Source organism: Ralstonia mojiangensis (assembly GCF_023955645.1).
GTDB lineage: Bacteria > Pseudomonadota > Gammaproteobacteria > Burkholderiales > Burkholderiaceae > Ralstonia > Ralstonia mojiangensis.
The window spans coordinates 682,323-697,981 of the sequence record NZ_JAMXHU010000002.1; the positions used below are offsets into that span (position 1 = coordinate 682,323).

Annotated in this window: 14 protein-coding genes and 2 riboswitches; of the genes, 6 read left to right on the forward strand and 8 right to left on the reverse strand. The window is 66.0% G+C overall.

The genetic code is table 11. The features are described 5' to 3' along the window. Nucleotides 1-27 precede the first annotated feature (27 nt). Both ahcY and NG898_RS09945 read right to left on the reverse strand, forming a co-directional pair. Entirely contained in the window at nucleotides 28-1,452 is a 1,425-nt protein-coding gene (ahcY, locus tag NG898_RS09940; RefSeq protein ID WP_252692151.1) for an adenosylhomocysteinase, read from the reverse strand. 108 nt (nucleotides 1,453-1,560) lie between these two features. Continuing rightward, a riboswitch (S-adenosyl-L-homocysteine riboswitch) is annotated at nucleotides 1,561-1,636 on the reverse strand. Between the two features lie 42 nt (nucleotides 1,637-1,678). After that, nucleotides 1,679-2,428, reverse strand: coding sequence for an AAA family ATPase (locus tag NG898_RS09945; RefSeq protein ID WP_045205174.1), 750 nt, complete (start codon nucleotides 2,426-2,428; stop codon nucleotides 1,679-1,681). Nucleotides 2,429-2,663: 235 nt separating this feature from the next. Between NG898_RS09945 and NG898_RS09950 the strand changes: the two genes are divergently transcribed. From NG898_RS09950 to NG898_RS09970, 5 genes are all read left to right on the forward strand, one after another. Further along, nucleotides 2,664-4,121, forward strand: a complete 1,458-nt coding sequence (locus NG898_RS09950; RefSeq protein ID WP_252692152.1) for an alkaline phosphatase — start codon at nucleotides 2,664-2,666, stop codon at nucleotides 4,119-4,121. Nucleotides 4,122-4,138: 17 nt separating this feature from the next. Then, nucleotides 4,139-5,533: an alkaline phosphatase gene (locus NG898_RS09955; RefSeq protein ID WP_252692153.1), complete on the forward strand. Its 1,395-nt coding sequence runs from the start codon at nucleotides 4,139-4,141 to the stop codon at nucleotides 5,531-5,533. A 76-nt stretch (nucleotides 5,534-5,609) separates the two neighbouring features. Beyond that, nucleotides 5,610-6,311 (forward strand): hypothetical protein, encoded by a 702-nt coding sequence (locus NG898_RS09960; RefSeq protein WP_252692154.1) that lies wholly within the window; start codon nucleotides 5,610-5,612, stop codon nucleotides 6,309-6,311. 526 nt (nucleotides 6,312-6,837) lie between these two features. Next, the gene (gene thiD, locus NG898_RS09965; protein WP_252692155.1) at nucleotides 6,838-7,749 is read left to right on the forward strand and encodes a bifunctional hydroxymethylpyrimidine kinase/phosphomethylpyrimidine kinase; all 912 of its coding nucleotides are present in this window, start codon (nucleotides 6,838-6,840) and stop codon (nucleotides 7,747-7,749) included. A 14-nt stretch (nucleotides 7,750-7,763) separates the two neighbouring features. Continuing rightward, nucleotides 7,764-8,123: a DUF4369 domain-containing protein gene (locus tag NG898_RS09970; protein ID WP_252692156.1), complete on the forward strand. Its 360-nt coding sequence runs from the start codon at nucleotides 7,764-7,766 to the stop codon at nucleotides 8,121-8,123. Nucleotides 8,124-8,189: 66 nt separating this feature from the next. Here the strand turns inward: NG898_RS09970 and NG898_RS09975 are convergent, their stop codons facing one another. The 6 genes from NG898_RS09975 to thiC form a co-directional block, all read right to left on the reverse strand. Continuing rightward, a complete protein-coding gene (locus NG898_RS09975; RefSeq protein ID WP_252692157.1) occupies nucleotides 8,190-8,669 on the reverse strand; it encodes a VOC family protein in 480 nt (159 codons plus the stop codon). Nucleotides 8,670-8,794: 125 nt separating this feature from the next. Continuing rightward, on the reverse strand, nucleotides 8,795-9,949 hold the full coding sequence (locus NG898_RS09980; RefSeq protein ID WP_252692158.1) for a thiamine phosphate synthase: 1,155 nt from the start codon (nucleotides 9,947-9,949) through the stop codon (nucleotides 8,795-8,797). Continuing rightward, entirely contained in the window at nucleotides 9,946-10,773 is an 828-nt protein-coding gene (locus NG898_RS09985; protein ID WP_252692159.1) for a thiazole synthase, read from the reverse strand. Before NG898_RS09985 ends, NG898_RS09980 begins: the two co-directional genes overlap by 4 nt. 9 nt (nucleotides 10,774-10,782) lie before the next feature. Continuing rightward, on the reverse strand, nucleotides 10,783-10,998 hold the full coding sequence (thiS, locus tag NG898_RS09990; protein ID WP_045205182.1) for a sulfur carrier protein ThiS: 216 nt from the start codon (nucleotides 10,996-10,998) through the stop codon (nucleotides 10,783-10,785). After that, a complete protein-coding gene (locus tag NG898_RS09995; protein ID WP_252692160.1) occupies nucleotides 10,995-12,140 on the reverse strand; it encodes an FAD-dependent oxidoreductase in 1,146 nt (381 codons plus the stop codon). The genes thiS and NG898_RS09995 overlap by 4 nt, the downstream gene beginning before the upstream one ends. Before the next feature lie 12 nt (nucleotides 12,141-12,152). Beyond that, nucleotides 12,153-14,048 carry a phosphomethylpyrimidine synthase ThiC gene (gene thiC / locus NG898_RS10000; RefSeq protein ID WP_252692161.1) on the reverse strand — a complete coding sequence of 632 codons (1,896 nt, stop codon included), beginning with the start codon at nucleotides 14,046-14,048 and terminating at the stop codon, nucleotides 12,153-12,155. Nucleotides 14,049-14,146: 98 nt separating this feature from the next. Beyond that, nucleotides 14,147-14,248: riboswitch (TPP riboswitch) on the reverse strand. A 215-nt stretch (nucleotides 14,249-14,463) separates the two neighbouring features. Between thiC and NG898_RS10005 the strand changes: the two genes are divergently transcribed. Continuing rightward, on the forward strand, nucleotides 14,464-15,624 hold the full coding sequence (locus NG898_RS10005) for an NAD(P)H-dependent flavin oxidoreductase (protein WP_252692162.1): 1,161 nt from the start codon (nucleotides 14,464-14,466) through the stop codon (nucleotides 15,622-15,624). Nucleotides 15,625-15,659: the final 35 nt, after the last annotated feature.

The window sequence follows — 15,659 nt, forward strand, 5'->3', positions numbered from 1 at the left end:
GCGGGGAATGCCGCCGGCAGGTACGGCTTAGTAGCGGTAGTGGTCAGCCTTGTACGGGCCTTCTTTGCTCACGCCAATGTACGCAGCTTGCTGATCAGTCAGTTCGGTCAGTTGCGCGTTCAGCTTCTTCAGCTGCAGGCGCGCGACCTTCTCGTCCAGGTGCTTGGGCAGCGTGTAGACGCCCACCGGGTACTTGTTCGAGCCCTTCACCGCTTCGGTCCACAGTTCGATCTGCGCGATGGTCTGGTTGGCGAACGAGCTGCTCATCACGTACGACGGGTGGCCCGTGGCGCAACCCAGGTTCACCAAGCGGCCCTTGGCCAGGATGATGATCTTCTTGCCGTCGGGGAAGATCACGTGATCGACCTGCGGCTTGATCTCTTCCCACTGGTACTTCTCAACGGATGCGATATCGATCTCGTTATCGAAGTGGCCGATGTTGCAGACGATGGCCTGGTCCTTCATCTTGGCCATGTGGTCGTGCGTGATGACGTGGTAGTTGCCCGTGCAGGTGACGAAGATGTCGCCGTGCTCGGCAGCGTAGTCCATCGTGACCACGCGGTAGCCTTCCATGGCGGCCTGCAGTGCACAGATCGGGTCGATCTCGGTCACCCACACCTGCGCCGACAGCGCGCGCAGTGCCTGGGCCGAGCCCTTGCCCACGTCGCCGTAGCCGGCCACGATCGCCACCTTGCCGGCGATCATCACGTCGGTCGCGCGCTTGATGCCGTCGACCAGCGATTCACGGCAGCCGTACAGGTTGTCGAACTTGCTCTTGGTGACCGAGTCGTTCACGTTGATGGCCGGGAAGCGCAGTTCGCCGCGCTGGGCCATCTGGTACAGGCGGTGCACGCCCGTGGTGGTTTCTTCGGTCACGCCCTTGATGGCGTCGAGGTTGCGGCTGTAGAAGGTCGCGTCCTTCGTCAGCTTTTCCTTGATGGCGGCAAACAGGAAGGTCTCTTCTTCGCTGGTCGGCTTGGCGATCACGGAAGCGTCTTTCTCGGCGCGGGCGCCCAGATGCAGCAGCAGCGTTGCGTCGCCGCCGTCGTCCAGGATCATGTTGGGTGTGCCGCCGTCATGCCATTCGAAGATGCGGTGGGTGAAATCCCAGTATTCCTTGAGCGATTCGCCCTTGAAAGCGAACACCGGCGTGCCCGATGCGGCAATCGCGGCGGCCGCGTGGTCCTGCGTCGAGAAGATGTTGCACGAGGCCCAGCGCACGTCGGCGCCCAGTGCCTTGAGCGTCTCGATCAGCACGGCGGTCTGGATGGTCATGTGCAGCGAGCCGGCAATGCGCGCGCCCTTGAGCGGCTGGCTGGCGGCAAACTCGTCGCGAATCGCCATCAGGCCGGGCATTTCGGTCTCGGCAATGGCGATTTCCTTGCGGCCCCAGTCGGCCAGCTTGATGTCGGCGACGAGGTAATCGTGTTTCAGTTCGGTGACAGCGTTCATTGGATCACTCCGGAAAAGAAGGGTGACCGCACGCGGGGAGATGACCACTGAGACGGAGCCCATGCTGGGGGCCCGGATAGATGCGTTCTCGCCATCGTGTCAGCCACGATACTGCGAGCGCCGTTTGAACTTCCGAGCCTGGCGGTTGGGGCAGTGCCCACCCGTTGCAACGCTCCTCGGAATGGGCTGGATTGTAGCGGATTCGGCCGCCCGCCACCACGGCCCTTCATTGCTCCAGCAGCATGTTCAGCATCCGTTGCGGATTCGCCAAAAAGTCCCGCGTGACCTGAAAGTGCTCGGTCTCCTCATAGGCGATGCGCCGAATGCCGTCGCCGTCACACTGATAGATCCACGCGTCGGGATAGGCCATCAGGATGGGCGAGTGCGTGGCGATCACGAACTGGCTTTCCGCCTGCACCAGGTCATGCAGGCGCGTAAGCACCGCCAGCTGCCGCTGCGGCGACAGCGCTGCCTCGGGTTCGTCGAGCAGGTACAGGCCGTTCGGGCCGAAGCGGTTCATCAGCAGCGCGAGAAACGATTCCCCGTGCGATTGCGCATGCAGCGATCGGCCGCCGTAGGAATCGATCACGCGCCCGCCCAGGCCCGGCTCTTCATCCATCTGCTGGATGTTGGTGGCCACGTTGAAAAAGCTCTCGGCGCGCAGGAAGAACTCGGTGCGCGGCTTGCGAAAGCCCCTGGCAATGCGCAGATGCGCGTGCAGCTCGGAGTGCGAGGCATGCGTGCTGAAGTTGAAGTTGCGCGAGCCGCCCTCGGCGTTGAAGCCGAGCGCCACGGCAATCGCCTCCATGAGCGTGGACTTGCCCGAGCCGTTTTCCCCCACGAGGAACGTGACCTTGGGATGCAGCTCCAGCGTCTCGAGCGCGCGCACGGCGGGCAGGCTGAACGGATAGGCGTCGAAGGCGGCAACGGTGTCGCGCCGCAGCGTGACGTGGCTGACGAACTGGCGGGTGAGCATGGTCGCAGGCAAGCAAGCGGAGGTGCCGGCATCGTAGCGCGGCGGCGCCCCGGATGCGCGTGCCAATGCATGGCTCGCCGCTCAGGAAACTGCAAAGCGGTAGCGCGGCTCATGCAGCGGTGTCAATCGGTTGTCACATTTGAACCTTGCGATCCGGTTAGGAAGTGGTGCACCCGCATCACGGACGTGCAACACGCGGCCACCAAAGTGCCCGGCATCGTTCAGGGAGCCAACGATGCACAACCACAAACTTACGAAGTACGCCGCTGCCGCGGCAGCCGCGCTCGCCATGGCAGCGTGCGGCAGCGACGGCACGTCCAGCAACGCCGGCACTGCCGCGCCGGATGCCGGCACGCCCACCACGCCCGCCAAGAACGTCGTGTTCTTCCTGGGCGACGGCATGGGCCTGACCACCATGACCGCCGCGCGCATCTACAAGGTGGGCGAAGACGGCGAGCTGACCATGGACACGCTGCCGGAAACCGGCTTCGTGCGCACGTTCTCGAACAACGCGCAGGTGACCGACTCGGCGCCGTCGATGTCGGCCTACATGACCGGCGTGAAGATGAACAACGAGGTCATCTCGATGTCTGCAGACACGATGGCCTATGACGCGGGCGGCAAGGATTACCTCTCCGGCGCCGACAGCACCTGCCCCAGCGGCAACGGCAAGCCCGTCACGACGCTGCTAGAACTGATGAAGGCTGCAGGCTACGGCACGGGCGTGGTCACCACCACGCGCATCACGCACGCCACACCGGCGGCCACGTATTCGCACATCTGCCACCGCGACGGCGAAAACACCATTGCCGCGCAACTCACGCCGGCTGGCAAGGGCTTCAACGCCGCGCTGGGCGATGGCGTGGACGTCGTCTTTGGCGGCGGCCGCAAGCACTTCCAGCCGAGCACCGCAGGCGGCGCGCGCACCGACGGCCGCGACCTGATCGCTGAACTCAAGGCAGGCGGCTACCGCTATGCCAGCAACAAGGCCGAGTTCGACACGCTGCAAGCCACCGACAAGAAGGTCGTGGGCCTGTTCACCAGCAGCCACATGTCGTACGACCTGGATCGCGATCCGAGCAAGGAACCGAGCCTGGGCGAGATGACCAACAAGGCCATCGACGTGCTGGCCGCCAAGAAGAATGGCTTCTTCCTGATGGTGGAAGGCGGCCGCATCGACCACGCGCTGCACGAAACCACCGCCCGCAAGGCACTGCAGGACACGGTGGCGTTCGATTCCGCCATCCGCGGCGCGATCGACAAGCTCAACACGATCGACCCGGGCCTGAAGAACACGCTGATCGTCGTGACGGCTGACCACGACCACACGCTGGTGCTCAACGGCTACGCCAAGCGCACGGGCCCGACCAGCGACAGCAACCCCGGCGTGCTGGGCCTGCTGAAGAACTACGTGACGGGCGCCAACGCCACCGACACGGGCGGCAACCCGTTCACGATCATCGGCTTCGGCACCGGCGAGAACCGCCCGGCCACGCGCGGCGCACTGACCGATGCCGCCGTGTACGACAAGACCTACCACCAGGAAGCCGTGATCCCGGTTGCACCGGGCGGCGAAACGCACGGCGGCACCGATGTCTTCATCGGCGCACGCGGCCTGGGTGCGGAGCGCTTTACCGGCACGATGGACAACACCGAGGTCTTCGGCCTCATCAAGCAGGCCGTGGGTCTGTAAGAGGGAGAGGGCACATCATGAACACGCAATCGAACCGTATCCTGCACGCCACGCTGCTGGCGCTGGCAGCCGGTGCCTGCGCCCAAGCGCACGCCGCCGGTGAAGCCAAGAACGTGATCTTCTTCCTGGGCGACGGCATGGGCCCGACCACCGTCACCGCCACGCGCATCTACAAGGTGGGCGAAGCCGGCAAGCTGACGATGGAATCGCTCAAGCGCACGGCGCGCATCAAGACGTATTCCAACGATGCGCAGACCACCGACAGCGCCCCGTCGATGTCGGCGTACATGACCGGCGTGAAGATGAACAACGAAGTCATCTCCATGTCGGCCGACACGAAGGCCAGCGATGCCACCGGCAAGGGCTACGTGAGCGGTGCAGACAGCACGTGCCCCGCCAACAACGGCACGCCTGCCGTCACGCTGCTCGAACTCGCCAAGGCTGCCGGCAAGTCGGTGGGCGCGGTGACGACCACGCGCGTGACGCACGCCACGCCGGCCGCCACGTACTCGCACGTCTGCCACCGCGACGGCGAGAACACCATCGCCGCGCAAGGTGCGCCGGGCAACGCGCTGTACAACGCCGCGCTCAAGGATGGCCTGGACGTGCTGCTTGGCGGCGGCCGCCGTCACTACCTGCCGCAAGGCACGACGGGCAGCAAGCGCACCGACACGACCGACCTGACCGCCCAGTTCCAGGCGGCCAACTACACCTATGTGACCACCGGCACGCAGCTCACCGCCGTCAACCCGGCCACGACCAACAAGCTGCTCGGCCTGTTCAACCTGGACCACATGAACTACGAGCTAGACCGCAAGAAGAACAATGTGGACGAGCCCAGCCTGGCGGACATGACCGAGAAGGCCATCCGCGTGCTGCAGAAAAACGGCAAGGGCTACTTCCTGATGGTGGAAGGCGGCCGCATCGACCACGCGCTGCACGGCACCAATGCCAAGCGCGCGCTGGAAGATGCCGGTGCGTTTGACGAAGCCATCAAGCGCGCATTGGGCACGGCGGATCTGTCGAACACGCTCATCGTCGTCACGGCCGACCACGACCACACGATGACGATCAACGGCTACCCCCGCAAGGGCAACCCGATCCTGGGCGTGTCGAACGACATCAAGACCGGCCAGCCGCAATTGGCCGCCGACGGCCTGCCGTACACCACGCTGGTGTTCGGCAACGGCGGCACGCCGCGCAAGGCCACGCGCGACAACGTGGCCGCGGTCGACACGGCTGCAGACGATTACTTGCAGGAAGTGGGCGTGCAGCTCGGCACCCCTGGTTCGGAAACGCACGGCGGCGGGGATGTGATGCTGTTCTCCTCTGGTCCGGGCAGCACACCGCTGAAGGGCACGCTGGACAACACGAAAGTGTTCGGCGTGGTCAAGACGGCCATGGGCCTCTGATTCCTGCGTTTCCATTGATGCGCATGCCGAGGCAATCGGCATGCGCTTTTTTTCGTTTCAGCCTGACCAAATTCGTATGATCCGATCTGCTCGCTTCCTTCTTTCGCTCGCGTTCGCCGCGCTTGCCGGCACGGCACAGGCCGCCGGCCCGGCTTCGTCCAACTCGCTGACCGCCCTGCGCGTCGAACATCAACTGTCGTCGCTCGGCACCGACGGCATCCAGCGCGACGTCCGCTTTGCCGAGCGCGTCTACCGCCAGGGCGACCGCATCTGGATCGCCCGCGAGCTGCCGCCGGCTTCGGCGCACGCCGAACAGGAACATGACCACGCCAACGCCCACGCCGGCCACAAGCACGCCGATACCGACGCCGCCCCGCGCTGGATCGAACGCGATGCCAAGGGCGCGCTGACCGTGCGCGTCGTCAGCGTTTCGCAGCAGAAAAACTACGCCGTGGAACCAGCCGAATATTCCAACATCGGCTTCGACGGCTCTTGGGCGACGGCGTATCACCTGCTGGACCCGGCCGCGCTCAAAGGCATGCGCGCCGAGGGCCCCGTGCGCAATGGCGTACAGACCTACCGATCGACGCAGGGCGAGCGCACCGTCACCGTCGATTGGGACGTGGCCGGCCAATACCCGCGCCGCGTTGAATCGCGCAACGCCACCGGCACGCAACGCAAGCTCACGCGCGTGACGGCGTTGCCCGCCCCCGCCGCCGCACCGTGGGAACGCGCCCAGCGCTACGCCGCCGCGGATTACACCGACCTGATGGACTGACGCGCCGCCGTCTGCTGCCGGAGCGCGGGGCAGAAAGCCTCGTGCTCCAGGGTCGGAGAGCCGATCGCCAGCATCCAAGGCCGGTGCTCCGCTCTCCGAGCTTCAAATTTTCGACCTCGGAGGGCGGCCTTCCACGCTCCAACCCTCACGCTTCAGCCTTGGAGGGTGGCGAACGGCGCTCGGAGCCCCACGCGCGGCTCTCCAAGAGCCAACAAAATGGTGCTTTGACAGCGGTGCGCCACACTCTGAGCCCCGCGTTCGACCCTCGCGGGGTGACGCTCCACGGTTTGGGCCTCGTGATCGAGGGTCAGGGCGTCGCGCTCCACGGTCTGAGGCTCGCCTTCGGGCCGGAAACGATCGCCCCTCACGGTTTGAGCCTCGCGCCCGAGCCAAAAACCGTCGCGCTCCACGGTTTTCGCTTCGCGCTTGGGCCTGAAACGGCCGCCTTCCGGGGTCAGAGGCCGGCGCGTCGATCCGGCCGCGATAGCGCTATAGTGCGAAACACCCCCCAAACATTCGCACCGACATGACGATCACCGACCCGACCCTCGCTGCGTTTGCCGCTCCCGCCTCGCACGTGCCGCGCGTGCTCACCATCGCCGGTTCGGACAGTGGCGGCGGTGCGGGCATCCAGGCTGACCTGAAGACGTTTGCCGCGCTCGGCTGCTACGGCATGTCGGCCATCACGGCCATCACCGCGCAGAACACGCTGGGCGTGACGGCGGTGGAATCGCTCACCCCGGACATCGTTGCCGCGCAGATCGACGCCGTGGCAAGCGACATTGGCGTCGATGCGGCCAAGACCGGCATGCTCGGCACGCCGCAGGTGGTGGAAGCCATTCTCTCCGCGCTGGACCGCCACCCGATCGCCAACCTCGTCGTCGATCCGGTCATGGTCAGCACCAGCGGCGCAGCGCTCGGCAGCGACGCCACGGTGCAAGCCATGGCGAAATGGCTCTTCCCACGCGCGTTGGTCGTCACGCCGAACCTGCCGGAAGCTAGCGCGCTGCTCGGCCGCGAGGTGCGCGCCTCCGACGACATGCTGCCCGCCGCGCGCGACCTGCTGGCGCTTGGGCCGCGCGCCGTGCTCCTCAAGGGCGGGCATCTGAGCGCCGCGTCCAATGCAGGCGAAGACGGCGTGCTGCAAGACGTGCTCGTCACCGCCGACGGCACCGAGCGCGTCTACGCGCATACCTACATCGACACGCCGCACACGCACGGCACGGGCTGCACGCTGTCCGCCGCCATTGCCGCGCACCTGGCGCGCGGCGATGCGCTGGAAGTGGCCATCGAAGCCTCGCTCGATTACCTGCTGCATGCCATCGGCGCGGGCCGGCATCTGGCACTCGGGCGCGGCGCCGGTCCGTTGAACCACGGGTTCGCGCCGCGGCCGCTCGCCGCACCGCGTTCGCTCGAAGTGGATGTCGAGGAAGACTGATCAGGAGAGCTGCCATGAAACGCCTGCCGATCATGCTGGTTCGTTGCCTTCCGCTCGCTGCGCTGTGCGCGCTGCTCGGTGCCTGTAACGGCTACATCAGCCTCGGCTCGCCCATCGGCAGCGTCTTCTCGATTGGCGGGACGTTGTCCGGGCTGCCCGGCGGCCAGTCGATCGTATTGCTCAACAACGGCCGCGATTCGCTCACGCTGGCCGCCAACGGCCCGTTCGTGTTTGGCGGGCTGGTGCCGTTCGACAATAGCTATGTGGTGACGATCAGCACGCAGCCCGCGTCGGCCAACTGTGTGGTGAACAATGGCAGCGGTACGGTCAATGGGGATGTGAACAATGTGCAGGTGACGTGCCAGCCGCGCTAGGAAATCAACCCGGACAAAGAAAAAGCGCGGCTCTCATCCGCGCTTTTTTCTTTGCCACACCGATATTCACGCCGATGCTGCCGCCTGCTCCTTCGTCCACCTCTCCATGCGCCTGCCCATCTCATCGGGCGCCACGTCTTCCACATGCGTGGACACGGTCCACACGTGCCCGAACGGGTCTTTGAGCGTGCCGGAGCGGTCGCCGTAGAACTGGTCCACCACGGGGCGGACTTCCGTGCCGCCGGCCTTCAGCGCATTGGCAAACACGGTGTCGACGTTGGGTACGTAGATCATCATGCCGACCGACGTGCTCTGCAGCGTGTCGGGGCTGGCGCAGGCCATGTTGGGGAATTCATCGGCCAGCATGATGGGCGAATTGCCGATGCGGATTTCGGCGTGCGCGATGGTGCCGTTGGGGCCGTTCATGCGCATGATTTCGGTGGCGCCGAAGGCCTGCTTGTAGAAGTCGATGGCGCGCGCGGCGCCTTTGATGCTCAGGTACGGGGTGACGCTGTGGTAACCCTCGGGGATGGGCTGGACCGCCATGTCTTGTCTCCTGCAGCGTGTGTTGGAAAGCCGCTGCGGCAACAACCGCAGCGGCGCACGAACAGGATAGGTCAGCGAAAACCCGGGTGGGCGGCGCAAGCGCACAGACGTGCGGCGGACGATGCTTACGCGCGCACGTGCGCCGCGAACGTCGCTTGCAGTGCATCCACCGCCGCCGGCACATCGGCCGCCTGGGTGATGGCGCGCACCACGGCCACGCTGCCCACGCCGGATTCCAGCACGCGCGGCATCGCTGCCAGATCGATCCCGCCAATGGCGACCAGCGGCGGGGCCGGCACGCGCGTGCGCATGGCCGCCGCGTAGGCGAACAGGCGACCGAGGCCCTGCGGCACGGTCGGCATGGTCTTGGTGGGCGTGGCGAACACGGCGCCCAGTGCAAGGTAGCTCGGGTTCAGCGGCGCGACGCGCAGCATTTCGGCAAAGCCGTGCGTGCTGATGCCAAGGCGCAAACCGGCCGAGCGGATCGCCGCCAGGTCAGCCTCGTCAATGTCTTCCTGGCCGAGGTGAATGCCGTAGATGCCGCTATTGGGCACCTGCGCGTGCACGTCCAGCGTGACTTGCCAGTGGTCGTTGATGAACAGACGCGTGGCGCTGCCGCGTGCGGCGGCTTCTGCGCGGCGCACCTGGTCGATCACAGCCTGCGCGTTGTCAGATTTGAAGCGCAGTTGCACCGTCGGCACCTTCAGCGCGACGAGGCGCTCGACCCATTCAGCGTCCGGCACGACAGCGTAGATGCCGAGTTGCGTCGGGCACGGCGCAAAGGCGAGGTCCGCTGCAGTCGGGCACGGCAATGCCGGTTCGAGCACGCGGGGCAGGGCGTCGAAGCGCGTCGGCCAGGCGAGCGCGTCGGCATTGCCTTCGGCGATCCACGCGCGCGCCACGCACAGCGCATCTCGCGGTTCGAACGCCAGCGCGAGTGCCGCACCGAAGATGGCGGCAAAGCGCGCATCGAATGCATTGCCTTGTGCCGCAGACGCGAAGCGGTACGCGCCGAGCCGGTCGTGCACGGTATCGATGCGCTGATCGCCTTCCGCTGCTGTCAGCACCACGGCTGCGCCAGCGGAGCGCGCGCGTTCGGCCTGCGCGGCATCCGTCGTCAGCAGGACAGTGTTGGGAGTGGTGGCTTCGTCAGCACGATCGGTCACGCTCCAGGCGTGCGGCGCGCGACCAAAGGCTTCCACATGGCGATCGATGATCTGTGCAGCAAGGGCCGCAGCTTCCGGCCACGCGGCGGAAAAACGCAAGGCGGATGCACTCATGCCTGCTTCTCTTCCGCATGCCAGAACGGCAACCCAACAACGGGCGTGCTGGCCTGCGCAACATCACGCTCAGGCATCGGGCCAGACAGGCGCGCGATGCGACCGGCCTGCGTGGCCATCGCAAACGCCTGCGCCATCGCCACCGGGTCGCCCGCTTGCGCGACAGCGGTGTTCAGCAGCACGGCGTCGTAGCCCCATTCCATGACCTGCGTCGCGTGCGACGGCACACCCAGGCCAGCATCGACGATGAGCGGCACGTTGGGCAGGCGTTCGCGCAGCAGGCGCAGGCCGTATGGGTTGGTGGGCCCGCGGCCGGTGCCGATGGGTGCAGCCCACGGCATCAGCGCCTGGCAGCCGACGTCGAGCAGGCGGCGGCACAACACGAGGTCTTCAGTGCAGTACGGCAGCACCTTGAAGCCGTCGCGGATGAGGCGTTCGGCGGCGGCGGGCAGGGCGAGCGTATCGGGCTGCAGCGTGTAGTCGTCGCCGATGACTTCGAGCTTGATCCAATCCGTCTCGAACACTTCGCGCGACATCTGCGCGAGGGTGTAAGCCTCGTCTGCGGAATAGCAGCCGGCGGTGTTCGGCAGCACGGGCACGCCGAGTTCGCGCAGCATCTTCCAGAAGCCGGCGCCGCCTTCGGGCGAGCCCGCGCTCTGGCGGCGCAGCGCCACCGTCAGCATGGCCGGGTTGGACACGCGCACGGCGTCTTCCAGCGCTTGCGGCGACGGATAACGCGCCGTGCCGAGCAGCAGGCGCGAGGCGAAGGTCTCGTCGTAGAGGCGCAGCGGGTCCGCCACGGCGGAAAGGTTCGTAGTGGTCATCGAAGACTCCTAGCCGCCCACGACGGGCTGCACGAGTGCAATGCGGTCGCCCGCGTTGAGCGCGTGCTGCGCATGGCGCGCCTTGGGCACAAAGTCGCCATTCACCGATGCGGCAAACGGCGGCGCGATTTGCAATTGCGGCGCAGCAGCACCAATGGCATCGGCCAGCGTGCTGCCCGCAGGCAGCGCGAGCGACAGGTCGTTGAGGGTGACGTTCAGCGTCATGACAAAACAGGTTCGGGGGATGCGGCGTCAGCGAACAGCGCGGGCCATTCGCAGTCGTCCGTATCGAAGGCACAGCCGTCCAGCACGTCGCACGCCGCTGCCACCGCGGCTTGGGTGACGGCGGGCGCAATCATGTAGCCGTGCCGGTACAGGCCATTGACCAACAACGTGCCCGCGCCATCCCAGCGGATGGCCGGACGGTGGTCGGGCAGCGTCGGCCGGCACTGCGTGTTCAGCTCGAGCACGCGCGCCTCGCCAAACGCGGGGTGCACGGCATAGGCAGCAGAGAGCAATTCCAGCGTGGAGCGCACGCTTGCCGGCGACATGTCGTCGGATTCCAGCTCAGTCGCGCCAATCACGTAGACGTTGCCCGGCTTGGGCGCGATGTACAGGGGGTAGCGCGGATGCAGCATGCGCACCGGCCGCGTGAGCGACACATCGGGCGCATGAATGCGCGCCACCTCGCCGCGCAGGCCACGCAGGCGTGGCCACTGCGGTTTGGCACCGAGCCCACGGCAATCGAGCACGAGGCGCGCACCCAGCCCCGCGGCGGCCAGCGCGTCGGGGCTCGGATCGACAACTTCCGTGTTCCAGCGCAATTGCACGCCCAGCGCTTCCAGCTCGGTCGCCAACGCATCCAACACGCCGCGCGGGTCAAGCTGACCTTCGCCCGCCAGATACAGACCTTGCGTGAAGCGTTGTGCGAGCAGCGGCTCGAGCTGGGCAATGCCAGATGCGTCTACGGCACGCAGATCGGCGGCCACGCGCTCGGGCGGCGCGGCATTGCGCACGTGGTTGGCAAACAGCGATGCCTCACCGCGGTCCGCCGCATGCCACACCACCAGCGTGCCGGCCTCCTGGAAAAAGACCGGCGTGCGCAGCTTGGGCAACCAATCACGCCACAGCGCCAGGCTTGCCAACCCCAAGTCGACGACGAAACGATCGGCCACGGCGGCTTCGGCCAACGGCGCCAGCATGGCTGCAGCAACATACGCGGCGGCACCGCTGCCGTCGCGCGGGCCGCGCTCCACCACGGCAATGCGCGCAGGGGGCACCCCCGTTTGCGCGAGTTGCCAGGCACACAGGCGGCCAGCGAGGCCGCCACCGAGGATCGTTACGTCGAATGAAGTCGAGGTTGGCATTGCACCGGTTGGTTAGCTGTAGATCTTGCTGCCGCTCTTGCGGAACTCGATCGACTTCTCTTCCATTCCGCTCACGGCGGTGGTGGCGTTGGAGTCAAGCGATGCCGCGTAGTCGCGCACTTCCTGCGTGATCTTCATCGAGCAGAACTTCGGACCGCACATCGAACAGAAGTGTGCGATCTTGGCGCCCTCGGCCGGCAGCGTTTCATCGTGGAAGGCGCGTGCCTTCTCCGGATCGAGGCCGAGGTTGAACTGGTCTTCCCAGCGGAATTCGAAGCGTGCCTTCGACAGCGCGTTGTCACGCAGCTGCGCGCCCGGCCAGCCCTTGGCAAGGTCAGCCGCGTGCGCAGCGATCTTGTAGGTGATGATGCCTTCGCGCACGTCTTCCTTGTCCGGCAGGCCCAGGTGTTCCTTGGGCGTGACGTAGCAGAGCATGGCCGTGCCGTACCAGCCGATGTTGGCCGCGCCGATGCCGCTGGTGATGTGGTCGTAGCCAGGGGCAATGTCGGTCACCAGCGGGCCCAGCGTGTAGAACGGGGCTTCGAAGCAGTGCTTCAGCTCTTCGTCCATGTTGGCTTGCACGCGTTGCAGCGGCACGTGGCCCGGGCCCTCGATCATGACCTGCACGTCGTGCTCCCACGCCTTCTTGGTCAGCTCGCCCAGCGTATGCAGCTCGCCAAATTGCGCGGCGTCGTTCGAGTCGGCAATGCAACCCGGGCGCAAGCCATCGCCCAGGCTGAACGACACGTCGTACGCCTTCATGATTTCGCAGATCTCGTCGAAGTGCGTGTACAGGAAGTTTTCCTTGTGATGCGCCAGGCACCACTTGGCCATGATCGAACCGCCGCGCGAGACGATGCCCGTGATGCGGTCGGCCGTCAGCGGCACGTAGCGCAGCAGCACGCCCGCGTGGATGGTGAAGTAGTCCACACCCTGCTCGGCTTGCTCGATCAGCGTGTCGCGGAACATCTCCCACGTCAGGTCTTCCGCCACGCCGCCGGTCTTGTCCAGCGCCTGGTAGATGGGCACCGTGCCGATGGGCACCGGCGAGTTGCGCAGGATCCATTCGCGCGTCTCGTGGATGTGCTTGCCGGTGGACAAGTCCATGATCGTGTCGGCGCCCCAGCGGATCGCCCACACCATCTTTTCCACTTCCTCGGCCAGCGACGACGTCACCGCCGAGTTGCCGAGGTTGCCGTTGATCTTCACGCGGAAGTTGCGGCCGATGGCCATCGGCTCCAGCTCGGTGTGGTTGATGTTGGCGGGGATGATCGCGCGGCCGGCAGCGATTTCCGCACGCACGAATTCCGGCGTGATGTCTTCCGGGCGCTGCGGCAGGTTGGCGCCGTACGAGAAACCCGGATGCTGCTTGAGCAATTGGCGGTATTCGGGCTTGTCTTGCAGCGCTTGCAGGTTCAGCGATTCGCGCAGCGCGACGTATTCCATCTCGGGCGTGATGATGCCGCGACGCGCATAGTGCATCTGGCTCACGTTGGCGCCAGCCTTGGCGCGGCGCGGGTTCGTCAGTTGTGCAAAGCGCAGGTGGGCCGTGGCCGGATCATTGGCACGCGTGCGGCCGTATTCGGACGACAGGCCCGAGAGGATTTCCGTATCGCCGCGCTCGTCGATCCACTTGGCGCGCAGCGGGGCCAGACCGGCCTTCAGATCAATGTGCACGTCCGGATCGGAGTACGGGCCCGAGGTGTCGTACACCGGCACCGGCGGGTTCAGCATCTCGCCCTTGTCGGTGCGCGTGGCGGTCTGCTTGATGGTGCGCATCGGCACGCGGATATCCGGGCGGCTGCCGGCGATGTAGGTCTTGCTGGAGGCCGGGTAGGCGAACTTCTGGTCGAGCTCGGACTGCAGCGAGTCGAACGATGCGGCGGGGGCGTTTTTGGCTTGGGGCATGGTCTCGTCCTTGATTCTGTGGCCTGGTGGAGCAGGCAGTGGACGAAACCGGGAGAGGTGGCGTGGCCCGAAGAACTGATGGGTGGCTGCCAGAGACTACGCGGTGTTCTGAAACTTCCCACGCCGGTACGAACCGGATCGGGTGCGAAGGGACTCTCTCAGCCGCACGGCCCATCCGTACGGCACCCCTGTTTCATCCAACGAGGCTGAATTTAAGCACAGGGCCGCCGGCGTTGCTAGCACGAAAACCCTTGAGGTGACGGTCGACGGGTCATTTCAGTCCAAACCGCCATGCAATGTGCGGCGGCGCGCACCGGCGCAGCGTGCCTTGATCTTGCGCAACCCCGCTGCGTTTCACCTATGCGACGCTCAATCCCTTTTCTATTGCATTGCGGCACTGCCGCTGGGAGTTGTCATGCTGGAGCGTCGGTTCACACTCGCGGGGCGCAGCCTCGTACCCATCGTGCAGGGCGGGATGGGCGTGGGTATTTCGGCGCACCGGCTGGCCGGCGCCGTGGCGCGCGAAGGCGGCGTCGGCACCATCGCCAGCATCGACTTGCGGCATCACCACGCAGACCTGGTTGCCGCCACCGAGAAATCGCGCGACAAGGACGCCATCAACGCCGCCAACCTCGTCGCGCTGGACCGCGAGATTCGCGCCGCGCGTGAAGGCAGCCAGGGCAACGGCATGATCGCCGTGAACGTGATGAAGGCGGTGGAATCGCACCCCGCGCTGGTACGCCAGGCCTGCGAGAGTGGCGCGGATGCCATCGTCATGGGCGCGGGGCTTCCGCTGGACCTGCCCGAGATGACGGCAGAACACCCGAAAGTCGCGCTGATCCCGATTCTTTCCGACTCGCGCGGCGTGGGCGTGGTGCTCAAGCGGTGGATGAAGAAGTCGCGCCTGCCCGATGCGGTGGTGATCGAGCATCCGACGCACGCCGGCGGGCATCTGGGCGCCGCGCGCATCGAAGATTTGCGCGACGAGCGCTTTTCGTTTGCGCGCGTGCTGGACGAATGCCGAGAGTTGTTCATCAAGCTGGGGCTGGCTGCGGAACAGATCCCGATCATCCTGGCCGGCGGCATCGACTCGCACGCCAAGGTGAAGCACTGGCTCGACAAGGGCGCCGCTGCGGTGCAGCTCGGCACTGCGTTTGCGGTGACGGAAGAGGGCGATGCGCACGTGCGCTTCAAGCGCGTGCTGACGGGCGCAGAGCAAGGCGATATCGGCGAGTTCGTCAGCGTGGCGGGGCTGCCTGCGCGGGCCGTGATGACGCCGTGGCTGTCGCGTTATCTGTCACGCGAAAGCGCGCTGCAGGCCAAGGCCAAGGTGCGGGATTGCCTGCAGGGGTTCGATTGCCTGCAGACGTGCGGACTGCGGGATGGCATCGGCAAGGTGGGGCAGTTCTGCATTGACCTGAAGCTGGCGCAGGCGCTGCGGGGGGATGTGGAGCGCGGGCTGTTCTTCCGTGGTGCGGGGAAGCTGCCGTTTGGCGAGGCGATTCGGCCGGTGAAGGAGTTGATGCATTACTTGCTGACCGGAGAAAAACCGGCGGCATCCTCGACGGCTACCTGATGCGCTGACATCGCGTCCGAAAAAAAAGCCAGCCC

Bases quoted from the DNA above. Each gene is read 5' to 3' on its own strand.
- ahcY (WP_252692151.1), bottom strand. From the start codon at position 1,452: ATGAACGCTGTCACCGAACTGAAACACGATTACCTCGTCGCCGACATC.
- NG898_RS09945 (WP_045205174.1), bottom strand. From the start codon at position 2,428: ATGCTCACCCGCCAGTTCGTCAGCCACGTCACGCTGCGGCGCGACACC.
- NG898_RS09950 (WP_252692152.1), top strand. From the start codon at position 2,664: ATGCACAACCACAAACTTACGAAGTACGCCGCTGCCGCGGCAGCCGCG.
- NG898_RS09955 (WP_252692153.1), top strand. From the start codon at position 4,139: ATGAACACGCAATCGAACCGTATCCTGCACGCCACGCTGCTGGCGCTG.
- NG898_RS09960 (WP_252692154.1), top strand. From the start codon at position 5,610: ATGATCCGATCTGCTCGCTTCCTTCTTTCGCTCGCGTTCGCCGCGCTT.
- thiD (WP_252692155.1), top strand. From the start codon at position 6,838: ATGACGATCACCGACCCGACCCTCGCTGCGTTTGCCGCTCCCGCCTCG.
- NG898_RS09970 (WP_252692156.1), top strand. From the start codon at position 7,764: ATGAAACGCCTGCCGATCATGCTGGTTCGTTGCCTTCCGCTCGCTGCG.
- NG898_RS09975 (WP_252692157.1), bottom strand. From the start codon at position 8,669: ATGGCGGTCCAGCCCATCCCCGAGGGTTACCACAGCGTCACCCCGTAC.
- NG898_RS09980 (WP_252692158.1), bottom strand. From the start codon at position 9,949: ATGAGTGCATCCGCCTTGCGTTTTTCCGCCGCGTGGCCGGAAGCTGCG.
- NG898_RS09985 (WP_252692159.1), bottom strand. From the start codon at position 10,773: ATGACCACTACGAACCTTTCCGCCGTGGCGGACCCGCTGCGCCTCTAC.
- thiS (WP_045205182.1), bottom strand. From the start codon at position 10,998: ATGACGCTGAACGTCACCCTCAACGACCTGTCGCTCGCGCTGCCTGCG.
- NG898_RS09995 (WP_252692160.1), bottom strand. From the start codon at position 12,140: ATGCCAACCTCGACTTCATTCGACGTAACGATCCTCGGTGGCGGCCTC.
- thiC (WP_252692161.1), bottom strand. From the start codon at position 14,048: ATGCCCCAAGCCAAAAACGCCCCCGCCGCATCGTTCGACTCGCTGCAG.
- NG898_RS10005 (WP_252692162.1), top strand. From the start codon at position 14,464: ATGCTGGAGCGTCGGTTCACACTCGCGGGGCGCAGCCTCGTACCCATC.